The following is a 24317-nucleotide window of genomic DNA, read 5'->3' as shown; positions in this document are numbered from 1 at the left end:
TGTCGCTCATGTCCCGGCCGTCACACGCCACCCATGCGCGCGCGTGAACCCCTGCTCCCTACGCCCCCACGAGCCCCTTCGCGTCCCGCGCGAGCGCGGTCAGGCGGGAGATCGCGCGGAAGTACTTCTTGCGGTAGCCGCCGTTCAGCATCTCCTCGCTGAACAGTTGGTCGAAGGGGAGTCCGGAGGCGAGCACGGGGATCTCGCGGTCGTAGAGCCGGTCGGCGAGCACGACGAGCCGCAGCGCCGTCGACTGGTCGGGGACCGGCTGCACGTCCGTGAGGCAGACCGCCTGCAGGTCGTCCGTCAGGGCGCCGTAGCGGCTGGGGTGCACGCGCGCGAGGTGGTCGAGCAGATGCGGGAAGTCGTCGAGCGAGGCGCCCTGCGTCGCGTACGCCGCCTTCGTCACCTGTTCGTCGGAGAACGGGGCGGGCGCTTCGGGCAGGCCGCGGTGGCGGTAGTCCTCGCCGTCGATGCGCAGGGGGCGGAAGTGGGCGGACAGGCCCTGGATCTCGCGCAGGAAGTCGGCGGAGGCGAACCGGCCCTCGCCGAGCTTGCCCGGCAGCGTGTTCGAGGTCGCGGCGAGCGCGACGCCCGCGTCGACGAGCTTGCCCAGCAGGGTCGACACCAGGACCGTGTCGCCCGGGTCGTCCAGCTCGAACTCGTCGATGCACAGCAGCCGGTGCTCGCCGAGCGTGCGCACCGTCTGCTGGAAGCCGAGCGCGCCCACCAGGTTCGTGAGCTCGACGAACGTGCCGAACGCCTTCTGCTCGGGGGCCGCCGGGGTGGCGTGCCAGAGCGAGGCGAGCAGGTGGGTCTTGCCGACGCCGTAGCCGCCGTCCAGATAGACGCCGCGGGGCCCGGTGGGTGCCGCGGGCTTCTTCGCGAACCACCGCCGCTTGCCCGCGCCGCTCGCGTGGGCGCCGCCGAGCCCGGCCGCGAAGTCGCTCAGGACCCGCACCGCCTCGGTCTGGCTGGGCTGATCGGGGTCCGGGATGTACGTCTCGAAGCGGACCGAGTCGAAGCGCGGCGGGGGCACCATCTCGGCGACCAGACGGTCCGCGGGGACGAGCGGTTCACGGGCGCACAGGGACAGCGGGGCCGCGTCGGCTATCGGACTCTGAGCCGGGGCGGTGGTGGAGGACGACACAGCACCCAACTCTAGACGCCGTGGGAGACTGCGTGACATGCGACGCCTGTTCCCTGTGACGTACGAAACAGCAGATCACGCGGCCCACGAACCCCGTGAATGGAGTCTCGACGAGCTCGCGGACGCCTATGCCTACCCCTTGGGGCAGGACGTATGGCTGCGGGCCAACATGGTCTCCACGCTCGACGGTGCCGCCCACCACGACGGCCGCTCGCAGGGCATCTCGTGCGCCGCCGACATGCGGATCTTCGGCACCCTGCGCGGTCTCGCGGACGCCGTCCTGGTCGGTGCGGAAACGGTCCGTCTGGAGGGCTATCGCCCGGCACGCGCGCGTGAGGCCTTCGCCGCGCGCAGGGAGGCGGCCGGACAGGGCCCCGCCCCGGCCATCGCTGTGATCACCGCGAGCCTGAACCTCGACTTCTCCCTTCCGCTCTTCACCTCGCCCCTCGTCCCCACCTTCGTGGTCACCGGCGCCGGAGCCCCGCCCGACCGTATGGAGGCCGCCCGCAAGGCCGGCGCCGAGGTGCTGATCGCCGGCGAGGGCTCCACGGTCGAGCCGGAGCGCGCGGTCCGGGCGCTCGCGGAGCGTGGGCTCACCCGGCTGCTCACGGAGGGCGGACCCCGCCTGCTCGGCCAGTTCGTGGCCGCACAGGTGCTCGACGAACTCTGTCTGACGCTGTCGCCGATGCTCACCGCCGGAGACGCCCAGCGCATTGCCGGGGGACCGTCCCTGACCGTCCCCGAGCGTTTCGAGATGGCTTCTGTGCTGGAAGAGGCCGGGTTCCTGTTCACCCGATACCGTCGGAGCTGACAATTAGCGGAATGTGCCGTTCCGTTTACCTTCCGCTGGGCACACTAAATCTCGCAGACCCCGTACGGCTACGGGGCAGGATGGTTTCCGCAGGGACCGGTCGCGAGTCGACGGCCCACGGAGGAGAGAAGAAGGGCGCCTGTCGTGTTCACGAGCGTATTGATGATCGAGAAGGCCCTGACGTCCGCCGACGTGGAGTTCGTCACCACCTTGCACGGTGACGAGGAAGTCGCGTTCCACGTGCTGCTCCAGCCCCGCGGCGACCAGGCCGACCGCCTGCTGCGGGCCATCGACGACGTCGCCATGGGGGAGCTCGACGACGCGGCGAAGGAGAAGGACGTACCCGAGGGCCAGGACGCCACGGATGCCGGCGAACAAGCACTCCAGGTCTCCCTCACCGCACTTCACCAGGCCGGCTGCGCGGCGGAGGGCCGCCTCGTCGAGGACCACCCCCTGGACGCGCTGAAGTCCCTCGTCGACGAGATCAGTGCCGACGAGGTCATCGTCCTGACCGACCCGCACTACGTGGAGGAGTTCTTCCACCGCGACTGGGCCTCGCGCGCCCGGCACAAGGTGGGCGTTCCGGTTCTGAAGCTCTTCTCGTACAGCAAGGCGTAGCCGCCGGGGCGGTACGGGGTTGCGCGGGCGGGGTGTACGGAGAAAGTAGGCTGAGCCTGCCCGCACAGTGGGCACGCAGCAGCACACCGTCCCAGGGAGAAACCAATGGCACCCGGCCTGCCCACCGCCATGGACCGACCGCACTTCATCGGCATCGGCGGCGCCGGAATGTCGGGCATCGCGAAGATCCTCGCGCAGCGCGGCGCCCAGGTCGCCGGCAGCGACTCCCGGGAGTCCGCCACGGCCGGGGCGCTGCGCTCGCTCGGTGTCACGGTCCACATCGGCCACAACGCCGCGCACCTCGCGCCGGACGCCACCTGCGTCGTCGTCTCCTCCGCGATCCGCGCCGACAACCCCGAGCTGGCCCGCGCCGCCGAGCTCGGTATCCCGGTCGTCCACCGCTCCGACGCCCTCGCCTCGCTCATGGACGGCCTGCGCCCCATCGCGGTCGCCGGCACGCACGGCAAGACGACGACCACGTCGATGCTGGCGGTGTCCCTGTCCTCCCTGGGCCTCGACCCCTCGTACGCCATCGGCGGCGACCTCGACGCCCCCGGCTCGAACGCGCTGCACGGCGCGGGCGAGATCTTCGTCGCCGAGGCCGACGAGTCGGACCGCAGCTTCCACAAGTACGCGCCCGAGGTCGCCATCGTCCTCAACGTCGAGCTCGACCACCACGCCAACTACGCGTCGATGGACGAGATCTACGAGTCCTTCGAGACCTTCGCCTCCAAGATCGTCCCCGGCGGCACGCTCGTCATCTACGCGGACCAGCCGGGCGCCGTCGAACTCACCCGCAGGCTGCGCGACACGACCTCCCTGAAGGTCGTCACGTACGGCGAGTCGGAGGCGGCCGACGTCCGCATCCACAAGGTCACCCCGCGCGGCCTGACCAGCGAGGTCACCGTCCTCCTCGACGGCAAGCTGCTCACCTTCACGGTCTCGGTCCCCGGCCGCCACTACGCGCACAACGCGGTCGCGGCGCTCGCCGCCGGCGTCGCGCTCGGCATCCCGTCCCGCAACCTGGCCGCCGCGCTGAAGTCGTACACCGGCGTCAAGCGCCGCCTCCAGCTCAAGGGCGAGGAGAACGGCGTACAGGTCATCGACTCGTACGCGCACCACCCCACCGAGATGTCCGCCGACCTCGAGGCGATGCGCTCGGCCGCGGGGGACTCCCGGATCCTGGTTGTCTTCCAGCCCCACCTCTTCTCCCGCACCCAGGAGCTCGGCAAGGAGATGGGCGACGCCCTCGCCCTCGCCGACGCGTCCGTGGTCCTGGACATCTATCCGGCCCGCGAGGACCCGATCCCCGGCATCACCAGCGGCCTCATCATCGACGCGGCCCGCGCCGCGGGCGCCGACGTGGACGCCGTCCACGACAAGGCGACCGTGCCCGACGTGATCGCGGGAATGGCCAAGCCGGGCGACCTTGTTCTCACCATGGGCGCGGGTGACGTCACGGAGCTCGGCCCGCAGATCCTGGATCGCCTTGCCAAGTGAAGGACTGAGCTGAATGTCGTACGACGTCGAAAAGCCGGACGAGGAGTGGCGCGCGGAGCTGACCCCGGCGGAGTACGCGGTACTGCGCCAGGCCGGCACCGAGCCCGCCTTCGTCGGTGAGTACACGGACACCAAGACCGAGGGCGTCTACTCCTGTCGCGCGTGCGGCGCGGAGCTCTTCACCTCGGGAGAGAAGTTCGAGTCGCACTGCGGCTGGCCGTCCTTCTTCGACCCGAAGGACACGGACGCCGTCGAGCTGATCGCGGACCGCTCGCACGGCATGGTCCGCACCGAGGTGCGCTGTGCCCGCTGCGGCTCGCACCTCGGCCACGTCTTCGAGGGCGAGGGCTACTCCACCCCGACGGACCAGCGGTACTGCATCAACTCGATCTCACTGCGGCTGGCGCCGGAAGCGGGCTGAGCCGGGCTCGGGGCTCCGGCGGAGGCTCAGTCCTCCGCCGGGGTCTCCGGGCGCATCATCGGGTGGACGACGCCCGGGAAGACGCGAGCCCGGACCACCGGCTCCGCGGAGCCGCCCTGCACGACCGTCTCGGCGATGCCCCAGGGGCGGCCGGGCAGGACGACGGTCAGCGTGTACGTCGACGCGCAGCCCATGCAGTCGTACTTGTCCATCCACGTCTCGACGTCCGTGAGGCTGCCGGGGGCGCGGCCCACGTGGCGGTGGCGGGCGTGGCAGCGGTCGCACGTCTCGCCGGGCTCGCAGGTGCCGCCGCAGGGGCAGGGGACGTCCAGGGAGTCCGCGGGCCGCCAGCGCTGGGTGCGCACGGCCTCGGCGGTCTGCCCCATGTCCTTCATCGCCTTGAGATTCTTGGCGGCGACGACGTACGACTCTCCGGTCGACGTCATCCTGTGCCGGATCACGTGCTTGCGTCCGCGGTTCGTCGTCATCTGGTTCCTCCTGGGTTCACGCAGCCCGCCAGGAGGCCCACGAGATCGTTCCTCCCCCACGGTACCGGGCCCGGCGGGTGCACCGGGCCACGAGAGACCGGGGGAGACGTCAGCCGGGGGCCGTGGCGACCGGGAGCTCCTTCACACCGTTGATGAAGTTCGACAGCAGACGCCGTGGTGGGCCCGCCAGCTCGAGCACCGGCAGGGTCCGGCAGGTCTCCTCGTACAGCACCCGCAGCTGCAGGCGCGCGAAGTGCGCGCCCAGGCAGACGTGCGGGCCGTCCCCGAACGAGACGTGCGGGTTGGGGCTGCGGGCGAGGTCGAGGCGGTGCGGGTCGGTGAAGACGCGTTCGTCGTGGTTGGCCGAGGCGTGGAAGACGACGACCTTGTCGCCCGCGCGGACACGGCGGCCCGCCAGGATCGCGTCGCGGGCGGCGGTGCGGCGGAACGTGAGGACCGGCGGATGGCGGCGCAGGAGCTCGTCGACCGCCGTCGCCGGGTCGGCCTTCCCGTCGCGCAGCAGACCGTACGCCTCCGGCGCCCGGGCCAGCTCCAGAAGGCCGCCGGGGGCCGCGCTGCGCACCGTGTCGTTGCCGGCGACCGTGAGCAGGAAGAAGAACATCTCGAGCTCGGCCGCGGTCAGGTCGGGATCGGTGGCCAGGACCGTCATGACGTCGTCCGCCGGGTGGGTCCGCTTGTGCGCGGCGAGCGAGCGCGCGTAGGCGAACATGTCGCGCAGCATCGCGGGTGAGCGCGGGTCGACCGGTCTGCCGTCGGCGCCGAGGACGGGCTCGTCCGCCTCGGCGGCCTCGTCGGGGTCCTGATAGCCGATGACGCGCTGCGTCCAGTGCAGGAGAAGGCCGCGGTCGGAGCCCGGGACTCCCAGGAGGTCGGCGAGGTTCAGGAGGGCGTAGTCGTCCGTGACGGCCGAGACCAGGTCGGCGGTGGGGCCGGGGGCCGCGACGGCCGCCGTGAGCAGGGCACGGGCCCGGTCGCGGGCGAGCGCGGCGAAGCGCTCCACGCGGCGCGGGGTGAACGCGCGGCTCACGAGGCGGCGCAGCCGGCCGTGGTCCGGCGGGTCCTGGTTGAGCATCATGGAGCGGATGAACGGCAGGTCCGCCGGGTCGGGGTCGCGGATCTGCGTGGCACCCAGACACGACGAGTACGTCGCCGCGTCCTTGAGGACGCGGACCACGTCGGCATGGCGCGTGACCGCCCAGAACCCGGGGCCCGCGGGCCAGCCCAGCACCTCCGGCTCCTCCTGCCAGGCGACGGGGTGGTGGTCGCGGAGCGTGCGGTAGCTGTCGTGGGGGACGCCCCGCGCGTACTGGCGGGGGTCGAAGACGTCCGGGACGTCCAGGGTGTCCGGGGCGTCCAGGGCGTTCAGGGCGTCCGCGGTGGGCGGTGCACTGTCCGGTTCTGTCATACGTGCGCCTCGCCGCCCGGCCCGTCCGCCCTCAGGAAATCCTCCACCGCCCGGATCAGGGCCAGCGGTGTCTCGTCCATCGCGTAGTGCCCGCACGCGGGGAGTTCGGTCAGTTCGGCGCGGGCGTACCAGCTCATCCACGTGGCCCGCATCAGGTCGGCCGAGAGCGCCGGGTCGAGCGCCCCGGTGACGGCGAGCGCGGGGACCGTGGTGCCCTCCACCCGGGTGTGGAAGTCCTCGCCGGCCCAGGAGTCCAGCCAGGCCCGGAACGCCTTCGCGTCGCTGACCTCCAGCGATCGCTCCACCATCCGGTCGAGCCAGGCGGCGGGGCGGGCGCCGCCGGTCGTGATGTCGAGGATGGCGCGGCGGTTCTCCGGGGTGTGGGACGCGCCGGAGAAGAGGTCCCACTGCTCGGGCGGCAGCGGCAGCCCGCACGCCGGTACGGGCGAGACGCCGACCAGCCTGCGCAGCCGGTGGGGCGCGGCGGCCAGGATCCGCTGGGCGACGCTCCCGCCCATCGAGTGGCCGATCACAGAGAACCGCTCCCAGCCGAGCCGGTCCGCCAGCGCGATCACGTCGTCGGCGGCCTCCGCCGTGGTGTAGGCGCCGCCCGCGTCCCTGGCCTCGCCATAGCCCCGCAGGTCCACAAAGGCGTACTGGAAGGCGGAGCGGTCGAGGTCGGCGAGCAGCGGGGCGTAGGCGCCGCGGTCGGCGAACCAGCCGTGCACGGCGACCACTTTGTGCGGTCCCGTGCCGTGCAGCTCGTGCGGGAGGACGAAGGAGGCCACGGTGACTCCTGACGGTCGGTGAGGGGGACGAGCGGTCCCTGCCTGCGCCGCACCACCGTGGCCCGCCACCTCGGGGGCGCACAAGGGCGCGCGGCGGCATCGGGGACAATGAAGGCTCCAACCGGGCGCAGGCGGCGACGCCGTGCCCGTCGAGCAGACACCACGTAGGAGACCGGGCCCGTTGTCCCAGAAGCGCGAAAACCGTCCTGAGGCCGTGGCGTCCGACGGGACCGTCCCGGGCACCGCAACCGTCCAGGGCACCTCCGTCCCGGCCACCACCGTTCCGGAGGCCGGGCACCGCCGCAGGCTCGACCTGCGCGCCGACTGCGGGAACTGCTTCGGGCTGTGCTGTGTCGCCCTGCCCTTCGCCAAGTCCTCCGACTTCGCCGCGAACAAGCCCGCGGGCAGGCCGTGCCACAACCTCCAGGACGACCTCCGCTGCGGCATCCACGCCACGCTCCGGGACAAGGGCTACTCGGGCTGCACGGTCTTCGACTGCTTCGGCGCCGGCCAGCAGGTGTCACAGGGCACGTTCGGCGGCGAGGACTGGCGTACGTCGCGCGGGACCGCGCGCGCGATGTTCGACGTCTTCCCCGTCATGCGCCAACTGCACGAACTCCTCTGGTACTTGACCGAGGCGCTGGAGTTGGAGCGGGCCCGCCCGGCGCACCAGGAGGTGCGGCGCGCCCTCGACGGGATCGAGGAGCTCACCCGCGCCGACGCCGCCACCCTCGCCGCGGCCGACGTCCCCACCCTCCGCGGCGAGGTCAGCGAGACGCTCCTGAAGGTCAGCGAACTCGTCCGGGCGGCCGTGCCCGGCCGCAGGAAGAACCACCGGGGCGCCGACCTGATGGGCGCCCGCCTCAAGGGCGCCGACCTGCGGGGCGCCAACCTGCGCGGCGCCTACCTGATCGCGGCCGACCTCACCGGCGCCGACCTGCGCGAGGCCGACCTCATCGGGGCTGACCTCCGCGACGCGCGCCTTCAGGGCGCCGATCTGACCGGCAGCATCTTCCTCACGCAGGCGCAGGTCAACGCGGCCCGCGGGGACGGCTCGACGAAGATCCCGGCCTCCTTGAGCCGTCCCGCGCACTGGTAGGCACCTGCGAGTCGTCAGATCCCCAGGGACTTCCTCAGGAAGTCGAGCTGGAACAGCAGCAGGTTCTCCGCGACGTCCTCCTGCGTGACCATGTGCGTCGCGCCCGGCAGGGGAAGCACCTGGTGGCTTCGGCCCGCCGCGAGCAGCGCCGCCGACAGGCGCAGGGTGTGCGCGACCGCCACATTGTCGTCGGCGAGCCCGTGCACCAGCAGGAGCGGGCGGCGCAGCAGCGGCGCGTCGGCGATCAGGGAGCAGCGCTCGTAGTTCTCGGGCTCCTCGTCGGGATGGCCGAGATAGCGCTCCTTCCAGTGCGTGTCGTACAGCCGCTGGTCGGTGGGCGGCGCGCCCGCCACCGCCGCGTGGAAGACGTCGGGCCTGCGCAGCACGGCGCCCGCGGCCAGGAACCCGCCGAACGACCAGCCACGGATCGCGACCCGCGTCAGGTCGAGGTCGGGGAACTCCGCCCCGGCCGCCTGCACGGCGGCGACCTGGTCGTCCAGGGCGTGGGTCAGGATGTCGCCGCGGATCTCCTTCTCCCACGCGGGACCGCGCCCCGGGGAGCCGCGCCCGTCCGTGACGAGGACCGCGAAGCCCTGCTCGGCGAACCACTGCGACAGATGCGCGGGCCAGCCGAGGCCGCGCGTGGCAACCAGCAGGTGCTGGCCCCCGTACGGGTTCACCAGGACGGGGAGCGTGGCGCTGCCCGGTGTGTGCCACGACGGCAGGAACAGCTGGCTGCGCAACTCCCGCTCGCCGAGCCGCAGATGGACGGGGCGCGTGGGGACGACGGGACGCTCGGCGAGCGAGGCGATCTCCCCGTCGGAGCTGCCTTTCTTCGTCACCTCTACGGTCACGGCGTCCTCCCGGCGGCTCACCAGGACCGTGGTGCCGCCCGCGGAGACCGCCGTGTGCACGCCCGGAGTGTCCGTGAGCCTGACGCAGCCCGCGGCGGGCGCCCAGGTCCACACATGGGTCTCGGTGGGCTCGTCACCGCCCTCGAACAGCACCGACTCGCCCTGGGCACCCAGGACTTGACGGACCTGGAGGCCCACCGGGGTCACCGGCTTCCCGGCCACGACGAGGCGGCGGGTGTCCTGCTCGTCGCGGGTCGTCACCAGCGCGCCGGACGCCGTGCGGCACGGGGCGCCGGGGACCAGCTCGACCCAGGCCGCGTCGCGCTGCTCGTCCAGGAGCCGGGTGACGCCCGTCGCCGGGTCCACGGCCAGCGTGCGCAGCGTCCGCTGGTCGCGGCTCTGCACCGCGGTGAACGGGCCGTGCGCGTCCCACCCGACCACGGGCACGTACTCGAACGCCCCGCGGTCCCAGTCCACTTCGGCCCGCGAGCCGTCCAGGTGCAGCACATGGAGCGACACGTCGGCATTGGCCGTGCCCGCCGCCGGGTAGCGCACGGCGCGCGGCGGCGCCGAAGGGTCGGCCGGGTCGGAGAGGTACCAGCGCTGCACGCGCGACGTGTCCACGCGCGCGGCGAGCAGCGCGCCGCCGTCGGGCGCCCACCAGTGACCGCGCGGCCGGCCCATCGACTCCGAGGACGCGTGGTCGGTCAACCCGTAGGTGATGTCGGGGCCTTCGGGCGCCGCGAGGAGCCGGTCCTCGCCGTCGAGTGTGACCACGTGCAACGCGCCGCCGGTGACGTACGCGACGAACCGGCCGTCGGGGGACAGGCGCGGGTCCACGACCGGGCCCGCCGCCGACACGGGGAACGGGACGCCGTCCGCGACACGGACCGCCCAGAGCGCTCCCGACAGCGCGTACACGACGGTGCGGCACTCGGCGTCGGCCGAGTACGAGACGAGCCCGACCGCGCTCTCTCGCGCCCGCTCCCTGCGGACCCGCTCGGCGGCCGGCACGTCTCCCGCGCGCGCGGTGCGCGAGACGTCCACGAGGACGCGCTCCGCACCGTCCTCGTGGAGCCACAGGGCGCTCACGGGGTCGGCGCCGCCGCCCGTGCGCAGGAACAGGACGCGCCCGCCGTCCGCCGAGACCGTGAACCGGCTCGGGGCGCCCAGGGCGAAGCGGCGGGTGCGGGCGTACTGGCGCGGGAACTCTCGGGCATCGTCCATGAGGGCACTCTGGCACGCCCCGCTGACACCCCGTCGGGTGGGCGACGGGGCGGGACCCCGCTCGCGTCAGTCGTCGGACTTCTCCCGCACCACCACGACCGAGCAGTGCGCGTGCTGCGTCACCTGCTGGCTCACCGAGCCGAGCAGCGCCCCCTTGAAGCCGCCGTAGCCGCGGGTGCCCACGACCAGGAGGTCGGCGGCCCCGGACGCCTCGACGAGGACCTTCGCCGGGGGCCCCTGCACCATGCGGCTGTGCACCGGGACGGGCGGGCTCTCGCCGACCGTCTCCGTGACGACGTCGATGAGCTTCACGCGCGAGGTCTCCTCGGGGGAGAGCAGCTCGCGGCCGCCCACCACCGTGTCCCCGTCGGCGGGCCCGCCGAGGCTGAAGGGGTTCGTGGACCACTCCCAGCTCATGACGGCGTGCACCCGGCCGCCGACGAGCGTGGCCTGCCGCACGGCCCAGCGGAGGGCGTCCTTCGAGTGCTTCGAACCGTCGACACCTACGACGATCAACGGCTCCGTGGCCTGGCTCACCGAAGACTCCTCAGATGGGGATCGGGTGGATCGGGTACCGCCCTCTTCCCCGTCCGGGCGCCCCTCAGTCGCCGGTTCACGCGATGGTGCGATCATGTGCCGCCGTCCGGATGCCCGCCGGGGGCCACGGGTAGGGCCGGGCCATGACGCAGCCGTTCGAACTGCCGCACTTCTACATGCCGTACCAGGCGCGGCTCAATCCACACCTCGACGAGGCGCGGGCGCACTCCACCCGGTGGGCCCGCGAGATGGGCATGCTGGAGGGGTCCGGCATCTGGGAGCAGAGCGACCTCGACGCGCACGACTACGGACTGCTGTGCGCGTACACCCACCCCGACTGCGACGGGCCCGCCCTGTCGCTCGTCACCGACTGGTACGTGTGGGTCTTCTTCTTCGACGACCACTTCCTGGAGACGTTCAAGCGGACCATGGACCGCGAGGGCGCCAAGGCCTATCTGGACCGCCTGCCCCTGTTCATGCCGATGGACCTATCGACCCCCGTGCCCGAGCCGCAGAACCCCGTCGAGGCGGGCCTCGCCGACCTCTGGGCGCGCACCGTGCCCGCCATGTCGGTGGACTGGCGCAGAAGGTTCGCCGAGTCGACCGAACACCTCCTCAACGAGTCGATGTGGGAGCTGTCCAACATCAACGAGGGGCGGATCTCCAACCCCGTCGAGTACATCGAGATGCGCCGCAAGGTCGGCGGCGCGCCCTGGTCGGCGGGGCTCGTCGAGTACGCGACCTCCGAGGTGCCCGCGTCCGTCGCCGGGGCGAGGCCGCTGCGCGTGCTGATGGAGACGTTCTCCGACGCCGTGCACCTGCGCAACGACCTCTTCTCGTACCAGCGGGAGGTCGAGGACGAGGGCGAGCTGAGCAACGGCGTGCTCGTCCTGGAGACCTTCTTCGGCTGTACGACGCAGGAGGCGGCGCAGACCGTCAACGACATCCTCACCTCACGCCTCCACCAGTTCGAGCACACCGCGCTCACCGAAGTGCCCGCCCTCGCCGTCGAGAAGGGGCTCACGCCGCCCGAGGTCGCCGCGGTCGCCGCGTACGCGCGGGGCCTCCAGGACTGGCAGTCCGGCGGCCACGAATGGCATCTGCGCTCCAGCCGGTACATGAACGAGGGGGCGACCGGGAGCAACCCCCTGGCGGGGCCCACCGGGATCGGCACGTCCGGTGCGGACGTCGGGGCGCTGCTCGCGGCGGCCGGCGCAGAACGGCTGCGCGCCTACACGCATGTGCCGTACCAGAAGGTGGGCCCGTCCCTGCTCCCCGACTTCTACATGCCGTTCCGTCTCCGGCTGAATCCCGGCCTGGAGGGGGCTCGCCGGCGCATCACCCCGTGGGCGCACGCCATGGGCATCCTGGAGGAGGGCGTCTGGGACGAGGACAAGCTCGCCGCCTACGACCTGCCCCTGTGCTCGGCCGGCATCGACCCGGACGGGGACCAGGACGCCCTGGACCTGAGCGCGCACTGGCTGGCCTGGGGGACGTACGGGGACGACTACTACCCGCTCGTCTTCGGGCACCGGCGCGACCTCGCCGCGGCGAAGCTCTGCACAGAGCGGCTCTCCGCCTGCATGCCCGTCGACGGCGGCGAGATCCCGCCGCCCGTGAACGCGATGGAGCGCGGCCTCGCCGACCTGTGGGCCCGCACCGCCGCCGGGATGACGACCGCGCAGCGGCGCACCCTGAAGGAGTCCGTCGACGTCATGACGCAGAGCTGGGTGTGGGAGCTGTCCAACCAGCTCCAGAACCGCATCCCGGACCCCGTCGACTACCTGGAGATGCGCCGCGCCACCTTCGGCGCCGACCTCACCATGAGCCTGAGCCGGATGGGCCACGGCCCGGCCGTGCCGCCCGGGATCTACCGCAGCGGCCCCGTCCGCTCCCTGGAGAACGCGGCCGTCGACTACGCGATGCTCCTGAACGACGTGTTCTCGTACCAGAAGGAGATCGAGTACGAGGGCGAGATCCACAACGGCATCCTCGTCGTGCAGAACTTCTTCGGCTGCGACTACCCGACTGCGCTCGGCGTCGTGCACGACCTGATGACGCAGCGCATGCAGCAGTTCGAGCACGTCGCCACCCATGAATTCCCCATCCTCTACGACGACTTCAAGCTGTCGCGGGAGGCTCGGGCGACCATGGACGGCTATGTGGTGGAGCTCCAGAACTGGATGGCCGGAATCCTCAACTGGCACCGCGACTGCCGCCGTTACGGAGCCGCCGACCTGGCCCGGCGCGCGCATGGCTTCGTACCGGGGCAGTTGCCGAACCTTTTCAGCCGGAATGAGGGATTCACGGAACCCTCGTGGGGTGTGGTGAGTCCTGTGGGGTGAAGGCGGCCACTGACCGGCCGCACCACGGGGGATGCAACACAGAACACGGGGGTGTTCTCACCATGACCGACATCATCGAGAGGATCACGGGCGGCCTGGCGGGCGCGGCGCGGGATGCCGCGCCCGCCGCGGCGGACGGTGAACTGACGCCGTACGCAGCGCCGTTGACAATTCCTCCCATCGTGCGCCCCGACTCCACGGACGTCCTGCGGGAGACCGAGATCGCACTGCGGCCGACGTGGGTGCGGCTGCACCCGCAGCTCCCGCCGACGCTCATGTGGGGGTACGGCGGATCGGTGCCGGGGCCGACCATCGAGGTCCGGCGCGGGCAGCGCGTCCGTATCGCCTGGACCAACCGCATCCCGAAGGGCAGCGAGTACCCGGTCACCGCCGTCGAGGTGCCGGCGGCGAACCCCAACCCGAGCACCGAACCGGGCCGCGGCGGCGTCCCGCCGATCGCGGACGTCGCCGCCCTGCCCGCCTGGACCGTCACCCACCTGCACGGCGCGCAGACGGGCGGCGGCAACGACGGCTGGGCGGACAACGCGGTGGGCTACGGCGACGCCCAGCTCTCCGAGTACCCGAACGACCACCAGGCGGTCCAGTGGTGGTACCACGACCACGCCATGAACGTGACGCGGTGGAACGTTCACACGGGCCTCTACGGCACCTACCTCGTCCGCGACGACGAGGAGGACGCGCTCCAACTCCCCTCCGGGGAACGGGAGATCCCGCTCCTCATCGCCGACCGCAACCTCGACACGGACGAGGACGGCGCGCACAACGGCCGGCTGCTGCACAAGACCGTGATCGTCCAGGAGAAGAACCCGGAGACGGGCAAGCCGGTCTCCGTGCCCTTCGCGGGCCCGTACACCACCGTCAACGGCCGCATCTGGCCCTACGCCGAGGTGGACGCGGCCTGGCACCGCTTCCGCCTGGTCAACGCGTCGAACGCCAGGATCTACGACCTCGTCCTGATCGACGAGGACGACAACCCGGTGCCGGGCGTCCTGCATCAGATCGGCAGCGACGGCGGGCTTCTCCCGCGCCCGGTGCCGGTCGACTTCGACGAGGCGCTGCCTACGCTGACCGTCGCACCGGCCGAGCGCATGGACCTGCTCATCGACTTCCGCGCGCTCGCCGGACGCCGCGTACGCCTCGTCAACAAGGGCGCGGGCCAGGCGCCCGGCGTACCCGACCCGGCGAACAACGTGCGCTATCCGCACGTCATGGAGTTCCGCGTCGGCGAGTGCGGCGCGGACGACCCGTTCGAACTGCCCGAGGTCCTCTCGGGCTCCTTCCGCCGCCTGACGCACGACATCGAGCACGGGCACCGCCTCATCGTGCTGACCCCGCCCGCTACGAAGGGCGGCGGCGGCCACCCCGAGATCTGGGAGATGACCGAGATCGAGGCCACAGAAGGCTCCGAGGAGCTTGAGCTCCCCGCGGACGGCGTCATCCAACTCCGCGGCGCCGACGGTGCGTTGAAGACGTACCGCCGCACCTCGCGCACCTTCAACGACGGCCTCGGCTTCACCGTCGCGGAGGGCAGTTACGAGCAGTGGAGCTTCTTGAATCTCGCGGTGAACCCGCCCGTCGTGCACCCCATGCACATCCATCTCGCCGACTTCCAGATCCTCGGCCGTGACGCCTACGACGTGTCGGGGTTCGACGTGACGGTCGGCGGCACGCGCGCGCCGCTGGCGCCCGACCCGGCCACTCCGGTCCCGCTCCCGCCGAACGAGCGCGGCCACAAGGACGTCTTCCGGGCGCTGCCCGGCCAGATGCTCCGCGTCATGGGCCGGTTCGACGGCGCGTACGGGCGGTTCATGTACCACTGCCATCTGCTGGAGCACGAGGACATGGGCATGATGCGGCCGTTCGTGGTGATGCCCGCCGAGGTGATGAAGTTCGACCACGGGGCGGGGCACGGCGGACATGGGGGGCACGGAGGGCACGGCGGCTGACCGGATGCCAGAAATGCCCGGTTCAGTCTCACTCGTTCGGGAATCGTCGCGCCGGACGCGGACGGGTAGGGCTTTGGCCGGAGGTGGGCCATGGAACAGACCGCGTTGCGCCCCAAGTCGATGCCCGGAGCTCCGCGTCGTGAGGCGGCGGCCGCCCGGGGGAACGGTTCGGGCGGCCGCCGCCCGCACGCGGCGCGGCGCCGCGGCAAGCGCCTCGTCACCCTGCTGCTCGGCCTGCTGTTCGGGGCCGTGCTCGTGCTGTCCGGCGTCGGCCTCGGCACGGTCGGCGCGGCCGTCATAGGCATGAGCAAGCTGGCAGAGATGCAGCAGCAGGCGGGGGCGGCGCCGCGGCCTCCCGCGCTCGCGCCGTCCCATCCGCCGACCGCCTCCACCTCCCCGTCGCCTTCCGTCCGCCCCGTGCGGGCGGCGCTCGGCGTCGAGGCGGTGGACGCGCCCAAGGGGGCGGGGGCGCTGCTCGTGGGCGTGCACGTCCCCGGTCCCGGCTACACGGCCGGTCTCGTCCGGGGCGATGTGCTGACCGCTTTCGGCGGGACCCGGATCGGCTCGGCGGGCGCGCTCGCCCAGGCGGTGGCGGCCGCGCGCCCGGGACGGCAGGTCACGCTGACGGTCCGGCACGAGTCGGGCGCGCACCAGGTGCTGGCGGTGACTCCTGGGGTGGTGACCTAGGGATCGCGAGGGGATCGCGAGGGGATCGTGAGGGGATCGCTCTCGCTCCGAGGGGGATCACACGACCCGGAAGTGCGTCGTCAGCCGCTGCTCGTCGTCGAGGATGTGGAAGGCTAGGCCCACCGGAGCGTTCCGGTCCGCCACACCCTCGCCCTCCCAGGGCAGCCGCAGCGTCCACGTCACACCCGGGCCGATCACCAGGGGGCGGCCCGCGAACACCGTGGCGGCCGGGGTGTGCGCGTGGCCCGCGATGATCCCGGCGATCTCCGGCCGCCGCTCCAACAGGGCGGCCAGGGCCCGCGGTTGGGCCAGCTGGTACGCGTCGGGCAGCGGGTGGTGCAGCGCCACTGGCGGGTGGTGGAACGCGAGCAGGACGGGCGTCTCGCCGTCGAGCCCGTCGAGGGTGTCCTCCAGCCAGCCGTACGTCTCCTCGTCGAGCCGGCCCTCGTCGGCGCCCGGAATGCTGGAATCGCACATGAGGACCATGGCGCCGCCCACGCGGTGGGCGCGGTTCACCGGCCCTTCGGCGGCGGGTTCGCGGAGCAGCGCCTTGCGGTAGGGCGCCCGGCTGTCGTGGTTGCCGGGACAGGTCAGGACGGGGAAAGGCAGGACGGGGAAAGGCAGGCCGGGGAAAGGCAAGCCGGGGAAAGGCAAGCCGGGGAAAGACGGGTCGGGGGGCGGTGGGGCGCCGTCGTTCGGCCCGCCCGTGTGCAGCCCGAGCAGGTCTGCCGCCTCCTCGTACTCGGACTCCGCGCCGTGGTCCGCGATGTCGCCGGTGACGAGGAGGGCGTCCACAGGGCCCGGCAGCGCCCGGAGGTGGTCGATCACGCGCCGGGCGCGCTCAGTGGCGCGGGGGGTCCCGTCGAGGTGCAGGTCGCTGATCTGGGCCAGCACAAGCATGGTCGTACGTCCTCCGGAGAAGGGGTTTAACGGATGAGGTCGATCTAACCATTAGTCATAATGGTTGATCAATGGGTTGGCATTAGGTGGCGGTCCGGCCGGGTGGCGCGCGCATGCGGGAATGGACTCGCGTCAGGCCCGGCGGGCGGGCAGGATGCTGCCCGTACGTCCTTTTTGTAGAAGCGATGTTCAGCTCGGAGTACCCGGAGGACCGGATGACCGCCACGCCCGCGCCGTTCACGGCCGACGACTACAAGGCGCGCATGGAGCGCGCCGCCCGGTCCGCGGCCGACGCGGGACTCGCCGGCGTCCTCGTCGCCCCCGGCCCCGACATGGTCTGGCTCACCGGCTACTCGCCCACGGCCGACACCGAGCGCCTCACGATGCTCGTCCTCGCCCCGGGCCATGACCCCGTCCTCGTCGTGCCGACCCTGGAAGCACCGGACGCCGCGAAGGCGGTGGGGGCAAAGGCCCTCACCCTGCGGGACTGGACCGACGGCAAGGACCCGTATGCGGTGACCGCGCCCCTCCTCGACGTCTCCGGGCGCTTCGGCATCAGCGACAACGCTTGGGCGATGCACCTCATCGGGCTGCAGAAGGCGCTGCCCGACACCTCGTACGCCTCCCTCACGGAGGCCCTGCCGATGCTGCGCGCCGTCAAGGACGCGGCCGAACTCGAACGGCTCACGGCCGCCGGCGAGGCGGCCGACGCCACGTACGAGGAGATCAAGAAGGTGCCCTTCGCGGGCCGCAGGGAGACCGACGTCGCGGGCGATCTCGCCGATCTGCTGCGGCAGTTCGGGCACTCCCAGGTCGACTTCACCGTCGTCGGATCGGGCCCGAACGGCGCCAACCCGCACCACGAGGCGGGCGAGCGCGTCATCGAGAACGGCGACATGGTCGTCCTCGACTTCGGCGGCCTCAAGCACGGCTACGGCTCCGACACCTCCCGCACCGTGCACGTCGGTGAACCGACCGCCGAGGAGCAGCGCGTCCACGACATCGTGCGCGAGGCGCAGGCGGCGGGCTGCGCGGCGGTCAAGCCGGGCGCCGCCTGCCAGGACGTCGACCGCGCCGCACGCGCCGTGATCACCGAGTTCGGCTACGGCCAGTACTTCATCCACCGCACCGGCCACGGCATCGGCGTCACCACCCACGAGCCGCCCTACATGATCGAGGGTGAGGAACAGCCCCTCGTCCCCGGAATGTGCTTCTCCGTGGAGCCGGGCATCTACCTTCCGGGCCGCTTCGGTGTGCGGATCGAGGACATCGTGACGGTCACCGAGGACGGCGTACGACGGCTGAACAGCACGTCGCGGGACATGGCGATCGTGAGCTAGACGCCATGTCCGACGCCCCGCGGCCCACCCAGGACACCGTACGAAGACTGCTGGGCGCCCTCCTCCCGGACGGCGGGCAGCTCGACGTCAGTGCCGTGTCCGAGGGCGGCGAGCACTCCACCTGGTGGGTCGGCACCCGCTATGTTCTGCGCCTCGCCCTCGACGCGCCGGCGTCCGTGCGCCAGCGCCGCGAGATCAGAGTCCGCGACCTCGTGCGCCAGCACGTCGGCATCGCCGTGCCCGCCTCGCTCGCGTCCGGCGAGTGGGCGGCCGGGCGCACGTACTCCCTCGACACGCGGCTGCAGGGCGCGTCGGGCGAGGCCGTCGACGTGACCGCGGTCGGCGAGGAGGATCTCGCGGGGCTGCTCGGCGGGCTGCGGGAGGTGCCCGCGGCGCGGGCCGAGGCGCTCGGGCTCGCGAGGACGGCGCCGCGCTCCCTCGACGTGCTGCGCCGGGAGGCGGCGCGGGCCGCCGAACTCCTCGGCGGTGACGGCGAGTTCGAACCCGCGCGGCTCGCGCAACTGACCGTGCAGGCCGCCGCTCAGCTCGCCCCGCAGCCCGGCGCCGTCGTCGTCCACCACGACCTCAAGGGCGAGCACCTCACCGTGACCCCCGACGGCCGGGTGCGCGGCGTCCTCGACTGGTCCGACGCCGTCATCGGTGACCCGGCCGAGGACATCGCGGGCCTGAGCATCTCGGTCGGTGCCCGCGCGGCCGTCCGCGCGGCGACCCTCGCCGGTTACGGCGCCCGCGCCAGCCTGCGCGGCCTGTGGCTGGCCCGCTGCGACACGCTCGTACGCCTCGGCGAGCGCCTCCACGGCACGGACGACAGCCCCGTGCCGCTGCTGCGCACCCAGCTGGAGCGCGCGTGGGAGGCGATCCTCCTCGAACTCGTGACGGAGCTCGCCGACAAGGACCCGGAGACCGGCTGAAACCCCCTACGGGCTGACGAGCACCGCGCACGACTGCGGCGGGACGGTGAGCAGACCGTCCTCGCCCGGCAGCCCCACCGGCTCCCACGCGGCGAGCACCCGGTAACCGTTCCGCCCGACCGGCACCGCGGCCGGTTCGTCCGACAGGTTCACCGCCACCCGCAGATCACCCCGCCGGTACGCGATCCAGCGGGCCTCCTCGTCGTACGCCACCCGCACGGCCGCGAGGTCGGAGTCCGTCAGGTCGGCCCGGGCATGCCGCAGCGCGATCAGCTCGCGGTACCAGGCCAGCACGCGCGCGTGAGGGCCGCTGTCCGGCTCCGACCAGTCCAGGCAGGAACGCTCCCGGGTCGCCGGGTCCTGCGGATCGGGGATGTCCTCCTCGGCCCACCCGTGCGACGCGAACTCCCGCCGCCTGCCCTTGCGTACGGCGTCCGCGAGCGCCGGGTCGGTGTGGTCGGTGAAGAACTGCCACGGGGTGCCGGCGGCCCACTCCTCGCCCATGAACAGCATCGGCGTGAAAGGCCCGGTCAGCACGAGCGTGGCCGCGCACGCGAGGAGCCCGGGGGACAGGCTCGCGGAGAGCCGGTCGCCCTGCGCGCGGTTGCCGATCTGGTCGTGGGTCTGGGCGTAGCCGAGCAGCCGGTGCGCGGGGGTGCGGGTGCGGTCGACGGGGCGCCCGTGATGCCGGCCCCGGAACGTCGAGTACGTGCCGTCGTGGAAGTAGCCCCGGGTCAGGGTCTTGGCGAGCGCGGCCATCGGCGCCTTCGCGAAGTCCTCGTAGTAGCCCTGGGACTCGCCCGTCACCGCCGCGTGCAGGGCGTGGTGGAAGTCGTCGCTCCACTGCGCCTGGAGCCCGAGGCCGCCGTGGTGGCGCGGGGTGATCACGCGCGGGTCGCCGAGGTCGGACTCGCCGACCAGGAACAGGGGTCTGTCCTGCTCTTCGGCCAGGGCGTCGACGGCCGTGGACAGCTCCTCCAGGAAGTGGACCGCGCGCGTGTCGCACAGCGCGTGCACCGCGTCGAGGCGCAGTCCGTCGATCCGGTAGTCGCGCAGCCAGGCGAGCGCGCTGCCGACGAGGTACGCGCGCACCTCGTCGGAACCGGGGGCGTCGAGGTTGACCGCGGCGCCCCAGGGCGTGTGGTGGGTGTCCGTGAAGTACGGCCCGAACGCGGGCAGATGGTTACCCGAAGGGCCCAGGTGATTCTGGACCACGTCAAGGACGACGCCGAGCCCGAGGCCATGCGCCATGTCGACAAAGCGCTTCAATGCCTCGGGGCCCCCGTACGGCTCATGCACCGCCCAGGGGCTGACGCCCTCGTAGCCCCAGCCGTGCTTCCCGGGGAACGGGCACAGCGGCATCAGCTCGACATGGGTGATGCCCAACTCGACGAGATGAGGCAGGTGTTCGCCTGCGGCGTCGAGCGTGCCCTCGCGCGTGAAGGTCCCCACGTGCAGCTCGTACAGGACCGCGCCCGGCAGGCCGCGCTCCGGCCCTGAGGGTGAGCGCCACGTGTACCGCGCGTGGTCGACGACCGCGCTCAGACCGTCGGGCCCGTCCGGCTGGCGGCGCGAGCGGGGGTCGGGCAGCACCGGACCGCCGTCGAGCGCGAACCCGTAGCGCGTGCCGTCCTGCGCGTCCGCCTCGCCCGTCCACCACCCCTCGCGGTCCGGGTCGCGCTCCAACGCGCGCGTGGTGCCCTCGCAGTGGAGCGCGACCCGCTCTGCCTGTGGTGCCCACACCTCGAACTGCACGGACGGTTCCCCCTTGTCTGCCGACAGTGACGACCCGTCCATCCTGCGTCAGCGGAGATCGATCCGCTGGGATTCGCGGCGGGTTCCGCGCATTCCTCGCCGGATCGGACCCGTCGGCCGAACCGGCCGGTGAACCTCAGACGAAATTGATGCGCTTCTCCGTGACCGGGTACCCGGCCTTCGTGAAGTTCGCCGCCATCGGGAAGTTCCCGTCGTCCGTCGCCCCGGCAACGAACTCGGCGCCGTGTTCCACCAGGAAGTGTGTCGACTCGACGAGCAGGTCGTACGCGTATCCGTGGCCGCGCTGCTCCGGCACCACGCCGATGAACCCGATGCACGGCCCGCCGGGGTTGTGGGCGGGGATGTGCAGGCCGACCAGCTCACCCTGAGGCGTGTACGCCAGCTGCCACCACTCGCGCGGCGACGGGCACCAGTGGAAGAAGTCCAGCTCCTCCTGCGCGGCCGTGTCGAGGCCCGACTCCTCGATGGCGCGGCGCGCGTGCGCGTCGAGCGTCGCCGAGTGGACCCGGCGCAGCACGTCGAGGATCACCTCGTCGTCGGGTTCGGCCCGGAACTCCAGGCGGCCGGGGCGCTCCGGCAGACCGTTGTCCGGCGTCCACCGGTAGCGCAGCCGCTCCACGAGGAGCTTCTTGCCGGCCCGCGTGACCGCCGCCATCCGCGCCTCGGCGGCCGCCCGCGTCCGCGGGTCCTCACTCCAGCCCGCAGGCAGGATCAGCTCGTACTCGACGTCGAACGGGGCCTGCCGCAGCAGTTCGGCGCCCGCCTCGATGTCGTCCTCCAGGACGTCGAACCAGTTCAGGTTCACCGGTTCCGTGTCATCCTTGCCGCCCCACCAGGCGGCCCGCGCGACCACGCGCCCTTCGCGCAGGGCGACCCAGGTCCAGTCGGGGCGGTAGTCGCCGCCCTCGGCGACGGTGCGATATCCGACGCCGGTGATGACACGGCCCACGAGGCCCGGATCCTCGAACGTACGGAAGAGTGGAACGTCTTCTTCGGTCAGTGCGCGGACGACCAGACGGGCGTCGTCGTGCGTCGGGTGCGGGCTTCCATGCGGTACAGCAGTCAAGAAATCTCCTGGTCCATGCGAACGCGCCCGGTGGCGGTCCTGGCTGCCGAACGTAGCAGCGGGCCCGCGCCGGGCGCGCCCGGTTTTCCGCACACCGCGTCAAGCCACTGTCCTTGCTGGTCAAGGCCGTACGGGGGCGGGCTGAACTTCGCCGTTTTCTGGACACCTCGGCCGCGCTGCCGGAGAATCACGTACGTGACCTCCTCGTTCGAGCACCATACGTACCCCGCGCGGCTGTCCGACGCCGAGCGCGACAGGGCGTTGCGGGAGCTCCGCGAGGGCGCCGCACTCGGCAGGCTGTCGCACGACACGTTCGTACGGCGAATGGAGCTGGCACTCGCCGCCCGCCGGTCCGACGAACTCGCCGCGCTCACCGCCGATCTGCACACCGAGGGCCGCTGGTCCCGCGTGGTCTTCGGCACGGTGGCGGCGGTCTCGGGCTTCACGGTGCGGCTGCGCGGGGCGTGGCAGCGCGAGCGCCTCCCGAAGCTGCAGCTGCCGTCGCCGAACAACCCCTACCCGCTGCGCATCGGGCGCGACCCGGCGAACGGACTGCGGCTCAGCCACGAGACCGTCTCCCGGGTGCACGCCGAACTGAGCAGGCAGGGCGGCATGTGGGTGCTGCGTGACCTCGGCTCCACCAACGGCACGTCCGTCAACGGGCGGCGGGTGGTCGGCGCGGCGGTCGTCCAGGACGGCGACCAGGTCGGCTTCGGACGGATGTCGTTCCGCCTCTCCGCCGACTCCGCCTGACTCGGGAGCGTTACAACTCCGGTCGCTCCACGGGGCGTTCGCGGTCAGTCGCCCGCCGCGAGCGTGTGCCGCACGGCCGCGACGGTCGTCCGCGACTGGTGCTCGACCTGGTGCTCCAGCGGCACCCAGCGCGCCCTGAACCGCTCGGCGAACGCATCGCACCAGCGCGTCACCAACTGCTCAAGACGCTCCGCGTCCGGGTCGTCCGCCTCCTTCAGGACCCGCAGGAGCATCGCGGCGGCCCGCAACGGCAGCCGTCTGGAGAACGCGTCGATGCTCCCCACGTACGCCATCGTGGCGTCCGGCGGCGGAGGTTGCAGCCAGTCGTCCGCAAGGCCCGGCACCAGCGCGACGGCCCAGCGCGTCGCCCGCATCAGCGGCCCGTCCACCTCGGGAAGCCGCGGCAGCGCCGACTGCAGGATCTCCTCCACCAGGAGCGTGTCCCGGCTCAGCCGCTGCGCCAGGCGCCGCAGCGCCCGGTCGGGGGCGGGGTGCGGCGCCGGGTCGTCCACGAGGTCGCTCGCCCACATCGGGACCTCGACGATCGCCGTGCGGCCCCCGTAGCGGTGGACGTGGTGCCAGGTGCTGTGCCGGGCGTCGTCCGGCAGGCTCGGGAACGCGGCCTCCGCGCCGGGCTCCGGCATCACATGGACGCCGGGTCCCGTCGCCGGCCAGCCCGCCGCGTCCGAGGCCCCCGTCTCCACCGGGATGTGCAGCTCCGCCGCCGACTTGGCGAACGGCTCCGCGAGCCCCGGTATGTCCCGCGTCAACTGCACCCAGCTGCCGCCCAGATCGGTGCCGTGCAGCGACACCTGGAGAAAGGGGCGCAGCTCGTCGATGACCCCGGTCAGGGTCCGTGTCTCGGGCGGCAGCCGGTCCGGCGGCAGCACGGAGGGCGACCATTCGGGCTGCTCGGGGCCCGCGGGTCGGAAGAAGTGCCGGTGGTAGTCGAGCAGGGTTTGCGGTGCGGGGGTGCGGTGCAGATCCGCGCCGTCCGGGTCGGCGCACAACAAGAAGTGCCAGGAGCAATCGGTGCGCAACTCCCACTCCATCAGGGCGCGTTCGGCCAGGCGCAGTAGAGTGGAGCCACCGGCCGGCTCGTTCGCATGGGCTCCCGCGACCACGAGCACCGCGCGGTGGTCGTGCCCCACCGACAACAGGTGCAGCGGCCGGCCCGCGCGTGAGGTCCCGACCTGGCGTAGAACGCACAGGTCGGGTCGGTGAGTCGCCAGCTCCCGTGCTGACTGGGCCAGTTCGGCCGCATTCGGGTAGTGCTGCTCCGTCAGGTGACTCACCCCCGTTGGTGCTCCACGCGTCGCATCCCGCAGTACCCCACGCTCCGCGGCACCTGTCAAGAAGGCCGCATCCCGTGCCTCACTGCTGGTGCGGCCCGCGGCCCGCCAGGCCGAGGAACGTCTCGCCGACGGTCTCGGAGAGCATGGGGCGGGCGTGGAGTGCCGGGCCACGTCGGAGGGCTGGACGTCCCAGCCGACGATCAGCCGGCTCTCCGCGATCATCTCGGAGACGTTCGGCCCGACGAGGTGCACCCCGAGACGCTCAGGCGCCCGCCTCACCCGTATGGGTGTACGAGGACTGCGGTGAGGGGCCCGCGGTGGTCCGCTGAGAAGACTC

The 24317-nt window shown here is 72.3% G+C and carries 21 protein-coding genes and 1 pseudogene; 11 read left to right on the top strand and 11 right to left on the bottom strand.

The genetic code is table 11. From position 1 onward, the window contains the following. Positions 1 to 58: 58 nt before the first annotated feature. Positions 59 to 1150, bottom strand: coding sequence for a cell division protein ZapE (gene zapE, locus OHA58_RS07410; protein ID WP_405477584.1), 1092 nt, complete (start codon positions 1148 to 1150; stop codon positions 59 to 61). A gap of 37 nt (positions 1151 to 1187) precedes the next feature. Here zapE and OHA58_RS07405 point away from each other — a divergent pair, with 37 nt between their 5' ends. The 4 genes from OHA58_RS07405 (at position 1188) to msrB (ending at position 4500) form a co-directional block, all read left to right on the top strand. Then, positions 1188 to 1961: a pyrimidine reductase family protein gene (locus tag OHA58_RS07405; protein WP_405477582.1), complete on the top strand. Its 774-nt coding sequence runs from the start codon at positions 1188 to 1190 to the stop codon at positions 1959 to 1961. Positions 1962 to 2105: 144 nt separating this feature from the next. Next, the gene (locus OHA58_RS07400; protein ID WP_405477580.1) at positions 2106 to 2579 is read left to right on the top strand and encodes an indole-3-glycerol phosphate synthase; all 474 of its coding nucleotides are present in this window, start codon (positions 2106 to 2108) and stop codon (positions 2577 to 2579) included. Between the two features lie 105 nt (positions 2580 to 2684). Further along, entirely contained in the window at positions 2685 to 4079 is a 1395-nt protein-coding gene (gene murC / locus OHA58_RS07395; RefSeq protein WP_405477578.1) for a UDP-N-acetylmuramate--L-alanine ligase, read from the top strand. Positions 4080 to 4092: 13 nt separating this feature from the next. Continuing rightward, the gene (gene msrB, locus OHA58_RS07390; protein WP_405477576.1) at positions 4093 to 4500 is read left to right on the top strand and encodes a peptide-methionine (R)-S-oxide reductase MsrB; all 408 of its coding nucleotides are present in this window, start codon (positions 4093 to 4095) and stop codon (positions 4498 to 4500) included. A 26-nt stretch (positions 4501 to 4526) separates the two neighbouring features. On the opposite strand, the gene OHA58_RS07385 is transcribed toward msrB, so the two are convergent. The 3 genes from OHA58_RS07385 to OHA58_RS07375 all read right to left on the bottom strand — a co-directional run bounded on the left by OHA58_RS07385 (position 4527) and on the right by OHA58_RS07375 (position 7202). Next, positions 4527 to 4988 (bottom strand): hypothetical protein, encoded by a 462-nt coding sequence (locus OHA58_RS07385; RefSeq protein WP_405477574.1) that lies wholly within the window; start codon positions 4986 to 4988, stop codon positions 4527 to 4529. A gap of 109 nt (positions 4989 to 5097) precedes the next feature. Further along, positions 5098 to 6414, bottom strand: a complete 1317-nt coding sequence (locus tag OHA58_RS07380; protein WP_405477572.1) for a cytochrome P450 — start codon at positions 6412 to 6414, stop codon at positions 5098 to 5100. Further along, positions 6411 to 7202, bottom strand: a complete 792-nt coding sequence (locus OHA58_RS07375) for an alpha/beta fold hydrolase (RefSeq protein ID WP_405477570.1) — start codon at positions 7200 to 7202, stop codon at positions 6411 to 6413. Before OHA58_RS07375 ends, OHA58_RS07380 begins: the two co-directional genes overlap by 4 nt. A gap of 313 nt (positions 7203 to 7515) precedes the next feature. On the opposite strand from OHA58_RS07375, the gene OHA58_RS07370 reads away from it, so the two are divergent. Then, positions 7516 to 8301: a pentapeptide repeat-containing protein gene (locus OHA58_RS07370; RefSeq protein ID WP_405484843.1), complete on the top strand. Its 786-nt coding sequence runs from the start codon at positions 7516 to 7518 to the stop codon at positions 8299 to 8301. A gap of 14 nt (positions 8302 to 8315) precedes the next feature. On the opposite strand, the gene OHA58_RS07365 is transcribed toward OHA58_RS07370, so the two are convergent. After that, positions 8316 to 10382 carry a prolyl oligopeptidase family serine peptidase gene (locus OHA58_RS07365; protein WP_405477568.1) on the bottom strand — a complete coding sequence of 689 codons (2067 nt, stop codon included), beginning with the start codon at positions 10380 to 10382 and terminating at the stop codon, positions 8316 to 8318. 66 nt (positions 10383 to 10448) lie between these two features. After that, positions 10449 to 10919 carry a universal stress protein gene (locus OHA58_RS07360; RefSeq protein WP_405477566.1) on the bottom strand — a complete coding sequence of 157 codons (471 nt, stop codon included), beginning with the start codon at positions 10917 to 10919 and terminating at the stop codon, positions 10449 to 10451. 143 nt (positions 10920 to 11062) lie between these two features. Between OHA58_RS07360 and cyc2 the strand changes: the two genes are divergently transcribed. The 3 genes from cyc2 to OHA58_RS07345 all read left to right on the top strand — a co-directional run bounded on the left by cyc2 (position 11063) and on the right by OHA58_RS07345 (position 15918). Further along, entirely contained in the window at positions 11063 to 13264 is a 2202-nt protein-coding gene (cyc2, locus tag OHA58_RS07355; protein ID WP_405477564.1) for a germacradienol/geosmin synthase Cyc2, read from the top strand. 62 nt (positions 13265 to 13326) lie between these two features. Beyond that, complete coding sequence (gene phsA / locus OHA58_RS07350) at positions 13327 to 15231, top strand: O-aminophenol oxidase PhsA (protein WP_405477563.1); 1905 nt, start codon at positions 13327 to 13329, stop codon at positions 15229 to 15231. A 90-nt stretch (positions 15232 to 15321) separates the two neighbouring features. Continuing rightward, positions 15322 to 15918 carry a PDZ domain-containing protein gene (locus tag OHA58_RS07345; RefSeq protein ID WP_405477561.1) on the top strand — a complete coding sequence of 199 codons (597 nt, stop codon included), beginning with the start codon at positions 15322 to 15324 and terminating at the stop codon, positions 15916 to 15918. 57 nt (positions 15919 to 15975) lie between these two features. Here OHA58_RS07345 and OHA58_RS07340 read toward each other — a convergent pair whose 3' ends face one another. Beyond that, positions 15976 to 16818, bottom strand: coding sequence for a metallophosphoesterase (locus OHA58_RS07340; protein WP_405477559.1), 843 nt, complete (start codon positions 16816 to 16818; stop codon positions 15976 to 15978). Positions 16819 to 17033: 215 nt separating this feature from the next. Here OHA58_RS07340 and OHA58_RS07335 point away from each other — a divergent pair, with 215 nt between their 5' ends. After that, entirely contained in the window at positions 17034 to 18158 is a 1125-nt protein-coding gene (locus OHA58_RS07335; RefSeq protein ID WP_405484841.1) for a M24 family metallopeptidase, read from the top strand. 5 nt (positions 18159 to 18163) lie between these two features. Then, a complete protein-coding gene (locus OHA58_RS07330) occupies positions 18164 to 19090 on the top strand; it encodes an aminoglycoside phosphotransferase family protein (protein ID WP_405477557.1) in 927 nt (308 codons plus the stop codon). A 6-nt stretch (positions 19091 to 19096) separates the two neighbouring features. Here the strand turns inward: OHA58_RS07330 and treZ are convergent, their stop codons facing one another. Together treZ and OHA58_RS07320 are read right to left on the bottom strand one after the other, a co-directional pair. Next, positions 19097 to 20845: a malto-oligosyltrehalose trehalohydrolase gene (treZ, locus tag OHA58_RS07325; RefSeq protein ID WP_405477555.1), complete on the bottom strand. Its 1749-nt coding sequence runs from the start codon at positions 20843 to 20845 to the stop codon at positions 19097 to 19099. 136 nt (positions 20846 to 20981) lie between these two features. Further along, the gene (locus OHA58_RS07320; RefSeq protein ID WP_405477553.1) at positions 20982 to 21932 is read right to left on the bottom strand and encodes a GNAT family N-acetyltransferase; all 951 of its coding nucleotides are present in this window, start codon (positions 21930 to 21932) and stop codon (positions 20982 to 20984) included. A gap of 195 nt (positions 21933 to 22127) precedes the next feature. On the opposite strand from OHA58_RS07320, the gene OHA58_RS07315 reads away from it, so the two are divergent. After that, a complete protein-coding gene (locus tag OHA58_RS07315) occupies positions 22128 to 22685 on the top strand; it encodes a DUF1707 and FHA domain-containing protein (protein WP_356279466.1) in 558 nt (185 codons plus the stop codon). 44 nt (positions 22686 to 22729) lie between these two features. On the opposite strand, the gene OHA58_RS07310 is transcribed toward OHA58_RS07315, so the two are convergent. Then, a complete protein-coding gene (locus OHA58_RS07310; RefSeq protein ID WP_405477551.1) occupies positions 22730 to 23980 on the bottom strand; it encodes a M14 family zinc carboxypeptidase in 1251 nt (416 codons plus the stop codon). 79 nt (positions 23981 to 24059) lie between these two features. Continuing rightward, a pseudogene (locus OHA58_RS07305) lies at positions 24060 to 24238 on the bottom strand (dihydrolipoyl dehydrogenase); the annotation flags it as partial. Between the last annotated feature and the right edge of the window lie 79 nt (positions 24239 to 24317).

It is taken from the genome of Streptomyces sp. NBC_00009 (assembly GCF_045040855.1).
Taxonomy (GTDB): domain Bacteria; phylum Actinomycetota; class Actinomycetes; order Streptomycetales; family Streptomycetaceae; genus Streptomyces; species Streptomyces aureus.
This window is presented reverse-complemented; position numbering and strand designations above follow the sequence as displayed.

Coding starts and splice junctions, on each gene's coding strand:
- OHA58_RS07405 (WP_405477582.1), top strand. CDS start 1,188: ATGCGACGCCTGTTCCCTGTGACGTACGAAACAGCAGATCACGCGGCC.
- murC (WP_405477578.1), top strand. CDS start 2,685: ATGGCACCCGGCCTGCCCACCGCCATGGACCGACCGCACTTCATCGGC.
- msrB (WP_405477576.1), top strand. CDS start 4,093: ATGTCGTACGACGTCGAAAAGCCGGACGAGGAGTGGCGCGCGGAGCTG.
- OHA58_RS07385 (WP_405477574.1), bottom strand. CDS start 4,988: ATGACGACGAACCGCGGACGCAAGCACGTGATCCGGCACAGGATGACG.
- OHA58_RS07380 (WP_405477572.1), bottom strand. CDS start 6,414: ATGACAGAACCGGACAGTGCACCGCCCACCGCGGACGCCCTGAACGCC.
- OHA58_RS07365 (WP_405477568.1), bottom strand. CDS start 10,382: ATGGACGATGCCCGAGAGTTCCCGCGCCAGTACGCCCGCACCCGCCGC.
- cyc2 (WP_405477564.1), top strand. CDS start 11,063: ATGACGCAGCCGTTCGAACTGCCGCACTTCTACATGCCGTACCAGGCG.
- phsA (WP_405477563.1), top strand. CDS start 13,327: ATGACCGACATCATCGAGAGGATCACGGGCGGCCTGGCGGGCGCGGCG.
- OHA58_RS07345 (WP_405477561.1), top strand. CDS start 15,322: ATGGAACAGACCGCGTTGCGCCCCAAGTCGATGCCCGGAGCTCCGCGT.
- OHA58_RS07340 (WP_405477559.1), bottom strand. CDS start 16,818: ATGCTTGTGCTGGCCCAGATCAGCGACCTGCACCTCGACGGGACCCCC.
- OHA58_RS07335 (WP_405484841.1), top strand. CDS start 17,034: ATGACCGCCACGCCCGCGCCGTTCACGGCCGACGACTACAAGGCGCGC.
- OHA58_RS07330 (WP_405477557.1), top strand. CDS start 18,164: ATGTCCGACGCCCCGCGGCCCACCCAGGACACCGTACGAAGACTGCTG.